Below are 16,339 nucleotides of genomic sequence, written 5' to 3' on the forward strand. Positions count from 1 at the left end.
ACACTTATACTTTTACTTCCAACCCTTTTATTGCATCAAACAAAAATTGGAGTGTCGGAACGGATCTTCGCTGTTTCCTAGCTTCTTCTAATACATATCCAACAATCGCACCAATTTCCGTTTGTCTATTCGCTCTTACATCTGCCAGCATAGATGATGTATTATGAGACGTTCTTTCACATACGTGACGTACCATTTCCCATACTATTTCTTTTTCTTCTTTAACAAGAAAAACGACTTCGTGAAATACTTGCTCCATCATCTGATAAAAAAATGGGTTCGTAATCAAATCTCCGTTCTTGACTTGTAATAACGCTGTTAATGGATTAATACATACATTTACTACTAATTTTTTGTGCATAACACCCTTCCAATCATCTTCTATTTGAATCGGAAAATGAGGAAAAGGGAAGCAATTAAACATTTTTTCAAAATGTTTAGACCGGCCGTGCACAATTCCAAACTTTGTTACACCTATCCCAGTATGATAAACGGTATGTCTTTCTTCTTTTTTCGCACCATGCTCTACAATTCCAACTGCAATATTTTCATTCTCTATTTTCTGCATAGCATGAAGATGTGACATTCCGTTTTGCAAAAAGATTAATGAGGATTCCCCTCGTACAAAAGGTAGTATGTCAGTTATATGATATTGCTTAACAGCAATAAATATATAGTCTAGCTGTTGGTCTAGCATACTTTCTATTGGTAAAACAGGCGGGAATACCGTTTCGCGTTTCCCCTCCCTAATACAAGTTACACCCGTTATATTCAATTCGCCAGCCTGGCTAGCTGTCCTTGTAAACAACGTAACATCTTGATTACTTTTTTGTAAATAAAATGCATATAATAGACCGATAGCTCCTGGTCCCACAACTCCGATTTTCATTTTCACACAAGGAACTCATATAAACACGATACATAAGTCCCTTTTTCCCCTCCCTTTTTATCCCGCAATCACCCGATTGGTACGGACTCATAATTAACTAAAGAGGAACAAACGCCACCTCTTCTTCCAATATGTATATACTACTTATTAATATGCTCCTACTCTTAGTTTAGCAAATCCTCAAAAAAATAATAAAAGAAATATACTATCATCTTCATAAAAATAAAAAAATGAGTTATAATATTATTATAAATATTTTTACTTTTCTGCATTCAACGAGACAAAAAAAGGATGTGATGTTATGGGATTCCCAAAAGTTGAGCGCTTGCTCATCAATTATAAAACATTAGACGAGTTTAAAAAATTTAAAGGTTGCGGAGCTCAAGAACTCTCCATGTTAGAAGAATTACAAGCAAATATTATTGAAAACGATAGTGAATCTCCATTCTACGGTATTTATTATGGCGGATCACTCATTGCACGTATGAGTCTATACATGAAAAGGGACGGCGGAGAACCATTCGAAATTACAGGTACTTACCTAGAACTCTATAAACTTGAAGTATTACCAACTTTCCAAAAACAAGGATTCGGAGAAATGCTTGTAAATTATGCGAAGGGGCTTCAATTCCCAATTAAAACGATTGCACGTATCCATTCAGCTGGTTTTTGGGATAAATTAAATTTCCAACCTGTATCAGTACCTGATGGTGATTTTTATGTTTGGAACCCAGAGACAAATTTGAATGCGGTTACAAACGAAGAGTCTGCATAAGAAATAAAAAAACAGCTACATAGCAGCTGTTTTTTTATTTCTTTAACTTCTCTAATTTTCCATTCGAACGAGCACTATTTCTTTCTGCTACCATTACACTTCTTTTTTGATCGATATAATCAAGCAGTGTTCTATATTCTTCCTCATATACTGACAATCGCTCCAACAGGCTCTCTTTCTCCGTTTGTAACGATTCAATTTGCTGTTGCAACACCATTAAAGAGTTTTCATCTTTATAATTTTGCAAGAAATCAATAACATCATTCAATGTAATTGACGCAGGCTCTAGCACCTTCGTCTCTTTCACTTCATAATTTTCCACTTTACGCAGTTGCTTTGCTTCTTCAATACGTTCTTTGTATTGCTTTCTAACGTAAGAATTCCATCTAAATCCACATGCTGCTGGTGTACGAGATAAATGTCTTCCCACTTCTTTAAAGGCAGATAATTGCGTTCCACCTTCTCGAATATGCCGGAGTACTACTTCTGCCAGAAGCAAATCTTCATCATCAGTCCAAGCATCTTGTCTTGTTGTCGCCATCTCTCTAGTCCTCCCTATGCATTTTTTATTAAACATATGCAGTTACTAGAAAAGATAGAATACATCAAATGAAGAATAAGACAAAAAAAAATAAACGTAGAAGATATCTTCTACGTTTATTTCCCGCAATTACTTGCTGATTACTTCTTTACCTTTGTAAGTACCGCATGCTTTACATACACGGTGAGCTAATTTCGCTTCACCACAGCTTGGGCACTCTACCATACCAGGTACTGATAATTTGAAATGCGTACGACGCTTTCTTTTTACTGTTTTAGAAGTTCTTCTAAAAGGTACAGCCATTCTTCCCACCTCCTTAAAAGAAATAGTTATTTTCATATGAAGGCCTGAACCAGTCTTCCGATTATTTGTCAAAAAACTTTGCAAGTCCTGCCAACCTTGGATCAACAGGCTTTTCTTTGTCTTCTTCCGAAATCACTTGCCAGTCTTGACCTTGCGTCGGTGCTCCACCAGAAACATCATCACTGAAAATTTGCATTGGAATCTCCAAAAGTATATTTTCCTTGATTACGGGCAGTAAGTCAAGTACTTCTCCTTCTAAACAATGAATTTCAGCTTCAGTTTCAAATTCTTCTTGTGAAGTTTGGAACACCTCAGTTGTTTTAATGTCAAATGGTAATGTCACATCTACTAAAGAGCGAGAACATGGTAAAACCATGCTTCCAGTTATATGTAGATGGAACGTAAACTTACCGGAGCCAAAATCAACTCTTCCTGTTACGTGAACAGGATTAATTTCACGAATATCTTTCTCGACCTCTTTTAGCTCACTTACATCTACCATCTCATCCAATGTCAATCCTTTATTTCTCAATTTATTCAATTGATGGATGGACCATTTCATATCATATCACCTCAAGGCAACAAACAAAATTATAGCTAGCCATTTTATATTTGTCAATGTTTTTTCTTTACACTATAATGAAGTCATCATAGTAAATAATATATAGAGTATCACGTTTTTCAAAAAGATGCTACATCGAAAGGAGAGATTACCATAAAAGCCAGTGGTATTGTCGTTGAATATAACCCTTTTCATAACGGTCATGATTATCATGTGCAACAAACAAAAAAGTTAACACACACTGATATAACAATCGCTGTTATGAGTGGCCCTTTTTTACAACGTGGTGAGCCGGCACTCGTATCCAAATGGTATCGCACCAAAATGGCCTTAGCATGCGGTGTAGACCTCGTTGTAGAGCTTCCTTATGCCTTCTCAACACAAAAGGCTGAAACCTTTGCAAATGGCGCTATTTCTATTTTAAACGCCCTACACGTTTCTGAAATTTGTTTCGGTAGTGAAGATGGACAAATCAAAAATTTTTATAACACGATCTCTGTGCAAAAAAATGAAGAAGAAACTTACAATCGTCTTGTAAAGCAATTTATGAACGCAGGTAATAGTTACGCAAAAGCTACCTCTGAAGCTTTCCGCCACATTTTACCTTCCGAAAAAAACATAGACATGTCACAACCAAATAACATTTTAGGCTTTCAGTACATGAAAGCAATTCTGTCGCAAAATAGTTCTATGCAAGCACAAACGATAAAAAGATTCGCATCTCATTATCATGATGAAACTTTTAACGACCAACATATTGCAAGCGCAACAAGTATTCGCAAACAACTTTTTAGCGAAAATAGTTCCTTTACAGAAATTGAGCCTTTTATCCCCGAAGCGACTGCTTCTCTTTTAGCAAATTATAAACAAAACTACGGGACATTACATAATTGGGAACAATATTTTTCATTTTTCAAATACAAACTTATGACGATGTCTCCAGACGACTTACGACATATATATGAAATTGAAGAAGGTTTAGAGCATCGTATTTTATCAAAAATACAAAGCAGTTCCTCCTTCCATTCATTCATGGAAGCATTAAAAACGAAGCGTTATACGTGGACTAGACTGCAAAGAGCTTGTACACACATTTTAACAAATACAACAAAAGAAGAAATACATAGCGCAAATATTGAACAGCATGCACCGTACATTCGTCTACTAGGCATGTCACAAAAAGGACAAACTTACCTTTCAAAAAACAAGAAAAAAATAGAGCTTCCAATCCTTACCCATACAAAAACATTTGATCATCCTACTTTACACATTGAGCGAAAAGCCAATTCTGTATATTTCTCCATCATGCAAGAACCGTTACGAACACAACTACTAAAACAAGATGCAACATACCATCCAATTCGGTATGATGAAACAACTGCAAAATTCCTATAAAAAAACCTCTCTTTTTCAGAGAGGTTTTTATTTCTTGCCCATTTTTTCCAAATACATTAATGCATCATCCAGCGTATCAACTGGTACAACCTTCATTTTTGTTTTAATATCTTTCGCAGCCTCAAGTGCATCTTTATAATTCGATTTCTCCGCACCTTTTTCATTTGGTGCAAAGAACACTTCAGCACCCGCATCACTCGCAGCGACCACTTTTTGCTGAATACCACCAATCGGGCCAATTTCTCCCTTTTCATTAATCGTACCTGTTCCAGCTATTTCATGCCCTCTTGTTAGATCCTCTTCCACCAGTTGATTATATATTTCTAATGTAAACATTAAACCTGCCGATGGCCCGCCTATTTCATGAGAGTCAATTTTCACTTTCGGATCAACCACTAATTCTCTTTCCGTAACGATAGAAACACCTATACCAACACGACCATTTCCATTCGGAATAGTCTTTACATTTAAATTTTCTTTTAGCTGTTTTCCATTCCTCTTATATTCAATATTTACTGTATCTCCTTCTTTTTTCCCTGTCATATATTCAATAAATTGCTCCGTCTTTTCAAATGTTTTTCCATCAACGGCAATGATGACATCTCCAAGTTTAAGCTTCCCTTCTGACGGCATCCCTTTCGCTACACCAGCAACCAATACACCTTTATTTTCAAAAGAAACAGTACGATTTGCACGTTTATAAGCATTATAAATCGCCGCATTTTGCGAATCTTTCATCGCATAATTTTGACGAAATTGATATTCTTCATCACTTTCACCTTTTTGCAATATTTCTTCCGCTTTTGAAATATGTGTATATTTATTAAACTGTGCCGCTATTAAATTGACCACATTTGCCGGTCCCATCGAAACCGTAACAAGCATAAAATCACCAGATTCTTTCGTTCCCCCTTCAACTTGAACGTAAGGCTCTAATTTGGCAGCCATTCCTGGTTTTGTTACATAATACGGTAAACGTACGTAAACAAGTAATATCGCCAATATAACCCCTATTAAAATTGCATATATAAACCGAAAACGCTTAAACATTATGTTTCTCCTTCCACTGCTCAATTAATAAATGAATATTTGCAACATGTTTTTCCGCTTCTACCTCTCCAACCCGAATAATATCTTCAATGTTCGTAAAGGCACGAGAACTAAATTGTTCCACAGCTGGGCGCATCATTAAATCAGATGCAATTTGCCGATTCATCACAAGCTCATGTTGCATAATTTCAATACTCTGCATAATTACATCATAAATAGACGTAACTTCTCCATTTACTTTAATTGGGGATACATCAACAGCAATGACAATATCGGCACCTAACTCTTTCACAACCGATACCGGGATGCGATCAATTACTCCGCCATCTACCAATAACCGTCCATCTATTTTCTCTGGTACAAACACTCCAGGTACAGATATGCTAGCTCTCACCGCCTCCGCAACAGGACCACTTGTAAAAACTACTTTTTCCCCCTTCAAGATGTCAGTAGCCACAACAGCCGTCGGGATATCTAACTCTTCTAAATTTTTATTATATGTAAACATTTTAATCATATCTTTGACACGTTTTCCAGCAATAAATCCCATTTTCGGAACCGTAAAATCTAAATAATATTTCCGCTTAAACACATTTGCCAGTTTATACAGTCTTTCAATGTTTGAACTAGCTGCATAAAATGTACCTACTAAAGCCCCCATACTACTTCCTGCAATCATATGAATCGGTATATCATTTTCCCTTAAAACTTTTATAACACCAATATGAGCAAAACCCTTTGCGCCCCCAGATCCAAGAGCTAAGCCAATTTTCGGTTCTTTCATTTTTCTCACCCTTTAATTTTTTTCATTCCTTTTTCATACTTATGGTCTAAATTCACTACGTATCCACGTATACTGAAATGAACGTTTTTTGGGACAAAGGGGGATTTACTTACATGTATGAAAAATGGAAAACGGCTTTCCTTACCATATCAACACTGTTTTTAACCTTTTCTCTTGTACTCCACCCCCAAGCTGCTCTGCAAGCTTCCATTCGAGGGTTAAATATATGGTGGGAAGTTGTATTCCCTTCACTTTTACCTTTTTTCATCATTGCCGAACTTCTCATTAGTATTGGTGTTGTAAAATTTATAGGCGTTATATTAGAACCACTCATGCGACCACTTTTCCGCGTGCCAGGGATAGGCGGATTTGTTTGGGCAATGGGAATGGCTTCAGGATTCCCCGCTGGCGCAAAATTAAGCGCTAGACTGCGTAAAAGCAATCAACTAACACAAATTGAAGCAGAGCGCCTCGTATCTTTTACAAACTCATCCAATCCACTTTTTATTTTTGGAGCTGTTTCTATCGGTTTTTTCAATAATCCGAAATTAGGAATTGTATTAGCTGCTTCACATTATGTAAGTAACCTTGCCGTCGGGTTACTGATGCGTTTTTACGGTCATAACAACATTTCCATGCATGATAAACATACTACTAAAAAACGCCATTTTCAAAACCCATTTTCAATCCTACACGAGACACGTATGCAAGAAAAAAGACCAATAGGAAAATTACTTGGGGACGCTATCGTTTCTTCTATTCAAACGTTACTTATGATTGGTGGATTTATTATTTTATTCTCTGTTTTAAATAAAATGATTACTGTATTTCATATTACAGCAGCTCTCTCTTTTATTATGCAACATATTTTATCATTCTTCCAACTAACTACCGAATTTAGTATTCCGATATTATCTGGCATTTTTGAAATGACACTCGGCAGCCAAATGATTAGTCAAATAAATGAAACACCCCTCCTGCAGCAAGCGATGGTAACAAGCTTTATTTTAGCATTTAGCGGCCTTTCTATTCAGGCGCAAGTTGCTAGCATATTAGCTGAAACAGACATACGATTTAAACCCTATTTTTTCGCACGAATTATCCAAAGTATCCTTGCTCCTATTTTCACCTTTATATTTTGGAAACCATTTTATGAAAAAGTAAGCTCTTTTTCACCTATGCAAAAAGATATCCCCGTCTTTTTATCGAATCATTCTTCTATACTGCATGAAATTTGGACATCTTTTGTACACTACGGACCAATATTTACATTATTTTGTTTATATGTATATGTCATCTTATTATTTTTTCGGAACAACAAAGAAAAACCCCGTTCACTTTAACGGGGTTTGAAACTTTTCTTTTAAAGCACGTTCTACAACAGGAGGTACAAGGTCTACTACACTTCCTCCATATCTCGCAACTTCTTTCACAATGCTCGAACTTAAAAATGAATATTGGTTATTTGTCATAATAAAAAAGGTTTCAATGTTTTCATCTAATTTTCGATTCATAGAAGTAATTTGCATCTCATATTCAAAATCAGAAACCGCTCGTAACCCACGTAAAATCGCGTTCGCATTACGCATTTTCGCATACTCGACTAGTAGTCCACTATGTGAATCTACTTTTACATTCGGGATATCCTTTGTTGCTTCTCGAATTAAATCTAAGCGCTCTTCAACTGAAAAGAAAGGTTTTTTTGACGAGTTGTTTAAAACTACTACGTATACCTCGTCAAATACTTTTGCTCCCCTTTTAATAATATCTAGATGCCCAAGGGTAATTGGATCAAAACTTCCCGAAGAAATAGCTATACTTGTCATTCCGTCCCCTCACCTTCATACTTATAAATCGATATTGCTGTAATGCCGTAATTTTCAGCTCGTACTTTTACAAGTCTTCCTATTGACTCGGGTAAAACTACATCATTACCATGCTCTGCCATAATTAAACCATCGTTATGTAGCAATCCATGTTGATCCATTACACTGATTAAAGATATAATTTTTTGATCTTTATATGGAGGATCAATTAGTATAAGATTGAATGACATTTCACGTTTTATAAGCGCTTTTATCGCACGTTCTGCATCATTTCGATATACTTCAGCTTGTTCCTGTATTCTACAACTTTCTAAATTTTGATGGATTACCTTTATCGCTTTATTGTCTCGATCAACAAAAATCGCTTTATCAATCCCTCTACTTATAGCTTCGATTCCAAGACCACCGCTACCGCCAAATAAATCAAGCGCGATACCACCATCAAAATAAGGGCCTATCATATTAAAAATTGATTCTTTTACTTTATCTGTCGTTGGACGTGTTGTATTACCTGGCACCGCTTTAAGCGGGTGTCCTTTACATTTTCCTGAAACTACTCTCATCTGTTGTCACTACCTTTATTTCAATCTATGGAGCAATTATTGAAAACCTTTCTCCACTCAGTAACCGCTACCAAACTATACGATTCCATTCATCTTTCAACGAACACTAGAAGAACTTAACTTAAAATAATCGCTCCGTATTTTTATGTATCCATCTCACCATTCGCTAACACGAACTATTCGTTTCACTTTACCTTTTTTATCCTATCATAAAATAAAAAAAAGAAAAATAAAAAGCCCAACATAAAATTTAATTTCATAATGTATATCTTCATTTAGATTGGACATAAATAATTATAACAACATCACCTTCGATGTTGTTGCCAACCGCGGAGAAGACTTACGTTTCCCCATAAGTTCTTCCTCCGGTTTCTCCTCTCCCTTTTCCTTCTTACTAGTACATGCTAGTATAAGAAGGGCCCTGCTTTGCAGGGTTTTTTTTCGTTGTCTACTTTTCATTTAAAAATTGAGATGGTACAGTAAAAGAAAGAGGAGGAAAAAATATGATTCAACGCTTTATAGAACTCGGAGAAGGCTACTCTGATTTATATGAATTACTTGAAATTGCCAAAGCAAATCAAGAACGTATAACACATATGTTACAATTTGAAACGATTAAAAACGAAAAAAAAGTGTGCTCACTTGTTGTAATATTAAAACCAACTACTACTGGTGATTTCCAACCATTATACATATGTCGCGAAGGCATTCCTGTACTTGAAAATAAAAAAAGTAAACGCGTCATCTTATTTGAAGACACAGCAGAACAACTTGGAAAAAAAGTAACTACCTTTACGGTAAAACCATCTACAACTTTCCCAGAAAAAGAACTATTTTTCAATCATTTAATTGGTATTTTACGAATGAATAATTTCATTCCTCCAATGAAATAAAGTGTTATTTTCAAGTGAAAAATCCCCCGCTAAAATTAGCAGGGGATTTTTCTATTAGCTATAATCGTATTCTTTTGCCCGATCAGGACGTGAATTTTCAAATTCCGTTTTTAAATACGGGCGGTACGACTGTTCTATCTTTTTCACAAAAGGAAGTTTGTTCAACTTTTGCATCATATGCTCAATTTGTTCCATATCACAATATACTACTGCATATTTTAAACGTTTTGATATGTAATGTATGTTACCATATTTTCTTAAAATCTTGGCATGTTTCAATGAATGTAAATAAACAATCATACTTTGTCGTTGCCCGAACATAATCTTCTCCATCTTCTCCTTTTAAAAACATATATTTTATGAAAACCAATCAAAAATTTATGACATTACAGGACAAACTCTGTATACGTTTTCTTCTATCTTCTAAAAAACGGGGTGATTTACCCCGTTTTACAGCCGCAACCTCCGCCGGTACCACAACCGCCACCACAGCCACCAGCATCGAAAAATGGATTTCCTGTTGGAACTTTGATGGAAGAAGACACCTCAGAACCGATTGCTACACTAACTTCATCTAACAGCTTTTGTAAAGCCGTTTCTACTCGTTTAAAAGCTGCAATCTTATCATGTAAGTCTACAGAACGCTTTAACTCCCTCATTTTCGTCGAAACGAAAGTATAGTCAGGATGGTGTTTACCGAAACGTTGTACTTCCTCATATCGTTCTTTCATCGCTGTAAATTGCTGAATCAACGTCTGAACTTCCATATCTTCATGCAATTCTTTATAACACTTACGATAATCTTCTGCTATATCTGAACAGATAATCGCTTTTGCAAGCTGCTCTGCCTTATCTAATATTAATACGCTTTCCAGCGTCGCTACAATCATGAGTGACACCTCCGAGTATTCATCATACCACATTTAGAATAGAACTACTAATTGAAGTGTCTCACTAAACAGAAAGAAATCATTCTAACTATTTTTTATATAATGTCCACACAAATTTATACATTAATATGTTCTGCAATATTATATTTAAGAACATCCCATTTCCCACTATTTTCCTTCACATAGCTAATACATGCATTTTTTAACGGGGTCTTAAATGAAATATCTTCCGGAGCAATTGCATGTAAAATTGCTTTTATCGCATGTGAATGGGCTACAATGATAATACGTTTGCCAGAATGAGTTTCTGCAACATCTTTTACAGCAGCAAAACAACGAGCTACAATCTCTTCATCTTGCTCCATACCTTCTACTTCCCCTGCTGCAATTAATTCCCTAACAGTCGCAACCGGCTTCCCAGAAGCTTCACCAAAATTACGTTCCACAAATCGCTCATCTAATAAAATTGATTGTAATCCAGTTGCCCCTGCAATTTCTTTAGCTGTTTCTTGTGCTCTAGTTAGTGGGCTACTTATAATTACATCCCATGCCTCCGTTTGCAAAGCAGCTGCACTTTGACTCGCTTGCTTCTTCCCCACTTCATTCAGCGGAATATCTTCACGTCCCTGAATAATCTCTTGAAAATTCCAATCAGTTTGTCCATGTCGAACTAAACAAATTTCCGTCATGCTCATGCTGCAACTCCTTTTTAAATAATCCGCTTCTATTGTATCAAAAGTTCTGCATGACGGACATAGTTTTCCCTTCCAATTATGTTGTATTTTGCTGCTTCATATACTGAAACATATCAATCATAATGGAGGCAACTGCCAATTGATTTTGGAATTTCTCAACTTTATCTGGTATCGTTTTTTTGAAATGTTGCATAGCCGCTAACTCAAACGCCTCTTTTTCTTCAGGGTTTCGCGTTAGCTTTCTATACCAGTACGGTTGCTCCCTAATATAGCGAGATAAATCCTCATCTGCCTTTATAAACTCCATAATTTCTGCTCTCATCCGCTTTCCCCCTAATCCTTCTGAAAGAAAAATGGATTATTTTCGGAAGTACTCTCTTCTTGCTGCGTGCGTTTTCCTTGAAATTGTTGAAAAACTTGTTGAACACTACCGATAGCACTTGTCACATTGGCTAAATGATGTTGCATTTGTTCCACATCTAGCTTCTTAAAGAAAGAAAGCATTTGTCCCATTACATCAGCAGTTTTTTCTTCTTCAGTTCGAGTATCTTTTTCTTTTCCTTTTTCTGTTTTCTTTTCTTTTACCGAAGAAAAAGCAGGTGCTCCATCCGGTCTAAAAGTTGCCCATATCGGATCTTCTTCACCAAGTAAGTACCATTCTTCATAAAACTGTTGCCAAGTTTTATGACCACTTCTAACTTCATGAACCATTTTAGGGTGATGGTTTACAAACTCTTTAAACTGTTGAACCGATGGATGTAACGGTCCTTTTGTTGTCGGCATAATCCTCACCTCTTCATGTATATCTACTATATAATAAGAAAAAAAAGGCGCATGGTTCGCCTATTTTTAGACGATTCATGCACCTTTTTTCCTTACTATTTGCATAGGTTCAGATTCCTATCTATAATTCATTGAAAATGAAGTAAATATCTAGGAAGTGTTCCATCCACAACTTACAGGTTCACTTTATTTCCGAATAAAATTTTGTGTATAAAACTTATCGTATACGCCAACACCTAATCCTGTAAATTGTTCATTCAATAAATTCTTTCGATGTCCTTCACTATTTAACCAACCTTGCAACGCCGCAATTCCGTCACTATGTTGCGCCGCTATATTCTCACCAGCAAGTTGAAATCCTACTTTCCCGCGCTGCAAACGATCTCCTAACGTACCTAATGTAGGTGAATCATGTGAAAAGTAATTATTATCCTTCATATCTTTACTATGACCGATAGCCACATTTGCCGTTTGTTGATCCCATGTTAACAACGGCAACTCATGACGACTTCGAATAATATTTGTTAAATCAAAAATTTGTTGCATATTCCCATTCTCTATTTGTTTCATTTTATCTGGAGTCAATGGTTGTTCAGCTAGTAATTCACCTGAATAAACAAGCTGATAAGGCCTTTGGCGTAACAACGTTTCGTCATCCATATAACGAACGCCAACAAGCTCATGTGTAAAATGATCAAAATATAATTGTGCCCAGCCATCTTCTACAGGTATTAATGGTTGCTCCATCACTTCGGTATCAGATAACTCAAATTGATAACTATTCTTTCCTCTTTTTAACGAAATCTCATGAGAGAGTGGATTCTTTTTATACACATCTTCATACTTTTCATTTATATAATAAGGTGGCACCTTAACTTCTTCACCAGCAACATACGCCGTTACAACTTTACGTTCAGCAACCCCAAATTGAACATACTGAGCTAAATCTTGATTGTATACCCACCATTCATACCCGTAAGCAGATGGCTCTATTCGAGAAGGTTCTCCCCATTTTGCTAATAAATTTTCAGAGTCCCCGCCAATCATATTTAAAACAGTATCGGAAGAGTCTTCGTTTACTTGCTTTTTCTTTTTCACAATTTTATTTTCTTGCTTTGATTGAGATGGGGTTAATATATATTGTGAAACGAGTAATTTCCCGTATAAATCAACAGCTAAAATTAAAAATGTAATCATTACGATACGCAATAATTTCTTCAATCGATATACCTCCTGCACAAAACATAAAATTGAGATATACACAAATCCTTTTCTTTCCTTTTTTTGTGTGTACCGTACTCTTTTCACTATATCATATTTTTGCAAAAAAAGTCTGTATTATCCCTTTTCTCTCAATATGAATTGCACTTTCTTATTATTCATACTATTATAAAAATAATGATGTAACATTAAAAAAGGAGGTATTATATGCAATTTACAAATACGAAATTTAATGGGGCAGTCGTTGATTTAACACTATTAACAGAGATTATGGAGAAAAACCATTTTGTACTTGCTGGACAGTGGGACTATGAAAGAGTTACATACGATTATAAATTCGAAATATTAAACGATGTCTATTATTTACGCGTACAAGGTTTAGCTGTTGAAGGTGACATTGGTAGTAGACATGCTGAAATAAAACTACTTCCTCCCTTATTAGGTAAACATTATTATCCTCACGGCGTTGAATATGGTGAGGGTGAAAATTTCCCAACGAATGTACTTCAAAAAAGCGAACAACTCCTACAAAATGTCGAAAAAGAGTTAAAAGAATTTCAAATCATTGAGTAAATAGAACAAGCGCATCATATTGATGCGCTTGTTCTATTTATCTTACTTAAGAATGAATCGTCTTTTTGACTGGATACCCATAAATAGTTCCATCCTTTACTTTAATCTCATCTTCCCATGGAACCTTATATTTACCTTCAGCTAAATCTTTTACAAACGTATACGGGTTTTCTTTCACCCCACCAGGAGTCGCTACATATCCCCTTGAACCTAAATTATATATATTGTTTTCGAGACCCCATCCTAATCTAGCTTGATCTGCTAACTCTGGATATACTTCGGCAGTAACAATCTCCCAAGGATTTCGGTGTCCCTGCACTAAAGTAGTCCCATCAAAATTACATACTTGTCCTTCACCAAAGTAATAAAATACACCATCATAACCCGCTAAGTTCACCGACAATGTATACATTAAATTTTGCCATGCATTCGAACGATTAGTTAACATCCATTGTTCACTAACTTGTGTGCTATATCCAGAAATACGAATCAAGACATTTGCACCTTTATAAGCTGCTTCACGAGCTACTTCAGGAAACATACCATCATGACAAATACAAACAGCTAATTTACTTCCTCCAGGTCCATCACAAACTGGTAAGCCTAAATCTCCAGCTTTCCAAGGTTCGACTGGCACCCAAGGATTTAGCTTACGATACTTCAAAATCATTTCACCTTGTGGATCAATAATTATTGCTGTATTATACGGTTCTCCACCATCAGGGTTTCTTTCCATTATAGAAAAAACACCATATACTTCAGACTCTTTGCATGCCTCAGCAAACAAGTCTGTTTCTGGCCCAGGGACTGTACATAAAAACTCTTCTGTAGTCCATTTTTTTGTATTAAGCCCTTGCGTACTATATTCTGGAAATACTATCAATTCCAATCCAGGATACCCTGCTTTAGTTGAATGAATTGTTTTTATGATCTGTTTAATTTGTTTATTAATGTCTGCACGTGACTCTACTACCGGTACTGGATATTGTATTAATGCTGTTAAAAAACCACTAATTGGCTTTACCATACTTCCACTACTACCCATTTAAATTCCCCCTTAAAATAGTCCTTGTTTATTAAAGATAACAATATAAATTTGTAACTCTCTAAAAAACTTGTACTATACGTGGAATTATTACGTATTAAAGCTAGTAGTAAATCTTATATCCACTTTTAGTACATGCCTACACTAACTTAACACAAATAATTAGAAAATTCAATTTACTTAAGTTTACTAAAACTAAAAAAGTGTATGGAAACCCATACACTTTTTTACTTAGTCTGTAAATATGGCGGTAATTGCTGCAACTGCTCTTTATCTTTTTCACGTTCTCTACGTGCCCACCTAAAAAATACATAGCCAATAATCGTACCGTACACTATTTCCTGGACAATTTTCATAATGATTCCACCTGTTTGTTGATCTTGTACGACGGGCATCCAGTGTAAAAATTCCGGTCCGGTTATATTTAAATCAGATAAAGTTCCCGCTGGTACACATAGTTCCATCGCCTTCATCCAAGCAGCCGGATCCGTATACGTTGCAAATAATGGTGCCGTCGCAAAAATGATTAACGCACAAGCTGGTGTTAATAATATACCGTTAGCAAACATATAACCAAGTTTCTTTATATCACTTAACGTTTGATATTCTGGTAATGGATTTAGCATCGGCCACCACATCATGATTGCCGTAAAGAACAATATAGCGAGACAAATAGGATGAGCAATTTGACTTTGTTTTACTGTATCAAAAACAACTGGTAAATGATAAAAAGAAAACAGGCCATTAAATACAAACAATGCAATAAGTGGCTTAGCAAATATCTTCAATATAATTTGAACGAACTTAAAAGAAGTAATATAACGATATAACCAAACTGGTATACCAAGCAATAATAACGGTGGAACGGCAATATACATGACTGCCATTTCAAACATATGTGCACTAAATATAATATGACCAATTAAATCAATAGGCCCTCCCTTTACAAAATACAAAAGAACAATCCCGGTCGTAAAATAAAAAACCTGCTTCTTACTTACCTTTGTTGCATGTTCAAATCGCACTCTATATGGCCCAATAATTAAAAAGTACCCGATAAGGATTGAAAGCATAAATAGTAAAAAGATTGGACTCCATAGAGCTTGAAAACCAAATATCCACAAGTTACTCATTGTCACACCTACCTTCTTAAAGTTATCCTTTCACATAACATGAAGAGGGAGCTGTGCCGACACAAGCTCCCTTATTCTTCACTTTTCAAATCCACACAATTGTCATAAAAGCTAAAATTGTAATTAACCCGATCAACAGACCAGAATAAAGAAAGAAACTTGCCGCTTCATGTCCTTTATGACTCATATGCATAAAATAATACAATTGAAAAATTACTTGTACCACCGCTAATAGTAAAATAAATGGTACTGAGAAAGTCGGACTAAAAGTTTTCGGATATGCTACCGCTGCAAATGCAACTAATGTTAAAAAAATCATTAATGCAAATGTAATAACTTGATGCTTCATCTCCTCCGCACTTTTTCTTTTCCGATAAACAAGATCAACTTTAGGATTATTCGTTTGCTTTATCGCCAT

The 16,339-nt window shown here is 35.7% G+C and carries 22 protein-coding genes; 5 read left to right on the plus strand and 17 right to left on the minus strand.

The features are described 5' to 3' along the window. Positions 1–4: 4 nt before the first annotated feature. The gene (panE, locus tag AAG068_RS19660; protein ID WP_342715545.1) at positions 5–895 is read right to left on the minus strand and encodes a 2-dehydropantoate 2-reductase; all 891 of its coding nucleotides are present in this window, start codon (positions 893–895) and stop codon (positions 5–7) included. A 295-nt stretch (positions 896–1,190) separates the two neighbouring features. Between panE and AAG068_RS19665 the strand changes: the two genes are divergently transcribed. After that, positions 1,191–1,664 carry an N-acetyltransferase gene (locus AAG068_RS19665; RefSeq protein WP_342715546.1) on the plus strand — a complete coding sequence of 158 codons (474 nt, stop codon included), beginning with the start codon at positions 1,191–1,193 and terminating at the stop codon, positions 1,662–1,664. A gap of 34 nt (positions 1,665–1,698) precedes the next feature. Here the strand turns inward: AAG068_RS19665 and AAG068_RS19670 are convergent, their stop codons facing one another. The 3 genes from AAG068_RS19670 to AAG068_RS19680 all read right to left on the minus strand — a co-directional run bounded on the left by AAG068_RS19670 (position 1,699) and on the right by AAG068_RS19680 (position 3,070). Next, positions 1,699–2,205 (minus strand): RsfA family transcriptional regulator, encoded by a 507-nt coding sequence (locus AAG068_RS19670; protein ID WP_342715547.1) that lies wholly within the window; start codon positions 2,203–2,205, stop codon positions 1,699–1,701. 129 nt (positions 2,206–2,334) lie between these two features. Next, the gene (rpmF, locus tag AAG068_RS19675; protein ID WP_001984764.1) at positions 2,335–2,508 is read right to left on the minus strand and encodes a 50S ribosomal protein L32; all 174 of its coding nucleotides are present in this window, start codon (positions 2,506–2,508) and stop codon (positions 2,335–2,337) included. Between the two features lie 61 nt (positions 2,509–2,569). After that, entirely contained in the window at positions 2,570–3,070 is a 501-nt protein-coding gene (locus tag AAG068_RS19680) for a YceD family protein (protein ID WP_000872145.1), read from the minus strand. A 153-nt stretch (positions 3,071–3,223) separates the two neighbouring features. Between AAG068_RS19680 and AAG068_RS19685 the strand changes: the two genes are divergently transcribed. After that, positions 3,224–4,465 (plus strand): nucleotidyltransferase, encoded by a 1,242-nt coding sequence (locus tag AAG068_RS19685; protein ID WP_342719790.1) that lies wholly within the window; start codon positions 3,224–3,226, stop codon positions 4,463–4,465. 27 nt (positions 4,466–4,492) lie between these two features. Here AAG068_RS19685 and AAG068_RS19690 read toward each other — a convergent pair whose 3' ends face one another. Both AAG068_RS19690 and AAG068_RS19695 read right to left on the minus strand, forming a co-directional pair. Continuing rightward, the gene (locus AAG068_RS19690; RefSeq protein ID WP_342715548.1) at positions 4,493–5,515 is read right to left on the minus strand and encodes a SepM family pheromone-processing serine protease; all 1,023 of its coding nucleotides are present in this window, start codon (positions 5,513–5,515) and stop codon (positions 4,493–4,495) included. Then, positions 5,508–6,299: a patatin-like phospholipase family protein gene (locus AAG068_RS19695; protein ID WP_342715549.1), complete on the minus strand. Its 792-nt coding sequence runs from the start codon at positions 6,297–6,299 to the stop codon at positions 5,508–5,510. Before AAG068_RS19695 ends, AAG068_RS19690 begins: the two co-directional genes overlap by 8 nt. 113 nt (positions 6,300–6,412) lie before the next feature. Between AAG068_RS19695 and ylbJ the strand changes: the two genes are divergently transcribed. Next, on the plus strand, positions 6,413–7,642 hold the full coding sequence (gene ylbJ, locus AAG068_RS19700) for a sporulation integral membrane protein YlbJ (RefSeq protein WP_342715550.1): 1,230 nt from the start codon (positions 6,413–6,415) through the stop codon (positions 7,640–7,642). On the opposite strand, the gene coaD is transcribed toward ylbJ, so the two are convergent. Both coaD and rsmD read right to left on the minus strand, forming a co-directional pair. Continuing rightward, the gene (gene coaD / locus AAG068_RS19705; RefSeq protein ID WP_000200598.1) at positions 7,634–8,125 is read right to left on the minus strand and encodes a pantetheine-phosphate adenylyltransferase; all 492 of its coding nucleotides are present in this window, start codon (positions 8,123–8,125) and stop codon (positions 7,634–7,636) included. The two genes, ylbJ and coaD, sit on opposite strands and share 9 nt — an antisense overlap. After that, entirely contained in the window at positions 8,122–8,688 is a 567-nt protein-coding gene (rsmD, locus tag AAG068_RS19710) for a 16S rRNA (guanine(966)-N(2))-methyltransferase RsmD (RefSeq protein ID WP_342715552.1), read from the minus strand. The genes coaD and rsmD overlap by 4 nt, the downstream gene beginning before the upstream one ends. Positions 8,689–9,191: 503 nt before the next feature. On the opposite strand from rsmD, the gene AAG068_RS19715 reads away from it, so the two are divergent. Next, positions 9,192–9,581, plus strand: coding sequence for a DUF7147 family protein (locus AAG068_RS19715; RefSeq protein ID WP_342715553.1), 390 nt, complete (start codon positions 9,192–9,194; stop codon positions 9,579–9,581). 54 nt (positions 9,582–9,635) lie between these two features. Here the strand turns inward: AAG068_RS19715 and AAG068_RS19720 are convergent, their stop codons facing one another. The 6 genes from AAG068_RS19720 to AAG068_RS19745 form a co-directional block, all read right to left on the minus strand. Next, complete coding sequence (locus tag AAG068_RS19720; RefSeq protein WP_002080814.1) at positions 9,636–9,902, minus strand: YlbG family protein; 267 nt, start codon at positions 9,900–9,902, stop codon at positions 9,636–9,638. Between the two features lie 119 nt (positions 9,903–10,021). After that, the gene (locus AAG068_RS19725) at positions 10,022–10,471 is read right to left on the minus strand and encodes a YlbF family regulator (protein WP_342715554.1); all 450 of its coding nucleotides are present in this window, start codon (positions 10,469–10,471) and stop codon (positions 10,022–10,024) included. Between the two features lie 116 nt (positions 10,472–10,587). Further along, positions 10,588–11,160 carry a histidine phosphatase family protein gene (locus AAG068_RS19730; protein WP_342719791.1) on the minus strand — a complete coding sequence of 191 codons (573 nt, stop codon included), beginning with the start codon at positions 11,158–11,160 and terminating at the stop codon, positions 10,588–10,590. An 82-nt stretch (positions 11,161–11,242) separates the two neighbouring features. Further along, positions 11,243–11,488: a YlbE-like family protein gene (locus AAG068_RS19735; RefSeq protein WP_001200991.1), complete on the minus strand. Its 246-nt coding sequence runs from the start codon at positions 11,486–11,488 to the stop codon at positions 11,243–11,245. An 11-nt stretch (positions 11,489–11,499) separates the two neighbouring features. Next, positions 11,500–11,949, minus strand: coding sequence for a YlbD family protein (locus AAG068_RS19740; RefSeq protein WP_306183479.1), 450 nt, complete (start codon positions 11,947–11,949; stop codon positions 11,500–11,502). 186 nt (positions 11,950–12,135) lie between these two features. Further along, the gene (locus AAG068_RS19745) at positions 12,136–13,170 is read right to left on the minus strand and encodes a CAP domain-containing protein (protein WP_342715555.1); all 1,035 of its coding nucleotides are present in this window, start codon (positions 13,168–13,170) and stop codon (positions 12,136–12,138) included. Between the two features lie 207 nt (positions 13,171–13,377). On the opposite strand from AAG068_RS19745, the gene AAG068_RS19750 reads away from it, so the two are divergent. Then, positions 13,378–13,743 carry a YugN family protein gene (locus tag AAG068_RS19750; protein WP_342715556.1) on the plus strand — a complete coding sequence of 122 codons (366 nt, stop codon included), beginning with the start codon at positions 13,378–13,380 and terminating at the stop codon, positions 13,741–13,743. A gap of 46 nt (positions 13,744–13,789) precedes the next feature. On the opposite strand, the gene AAG068_RS19755 is transcribed toward AAG068_RS19750, so the two are convergent. From AAG068_RS19755 to ctaF, 3 genes are all read right to left on the minus strand, one after another. Beyond that, positions 13,790–14,788, minus strand: a complete 999-nt coding sequence (locus AAG068_RS19755; protein ID WP_342715557.1) for a formamidase — start codon at positions 14,786–14,788, stop codon at positions 13,790–13,792. Positions 14,789–15,015: 227 nt separating this feature from the next. Then, positions 15,016–15,921, minus strand: a complete 906-nt coding sequence (ctaG, locus tag AAG068_RS19760; RefSeq protein WP_342715558.1) for a cytochrome c oxidase assembly factor CtaG — start codon at positions 15,919–15,921, stop codon at positions 15,016–15,018. Positions 15,922–16,006: 85 nt separating this feature from the next. Then, positions 16,007–16,339, minus strand: a complete 333-nt coding sequence (gene ctaF, locus AAG068_RS19765) for a cytochrome c oxidase subunit IVB (RefSeq protein ID WP_000985699.1) — start codon at positions 16,337–16,339, stop codon at positions 16,007–16,009.

Source organism: Bacillus paramycoides (genome assembly GCF_038971285.1).
Taxonomy (GTDB): Bacteria; Bacillota; Bacilli; order Bacillales; family Bacillaceae_G; genus Bacillus_A.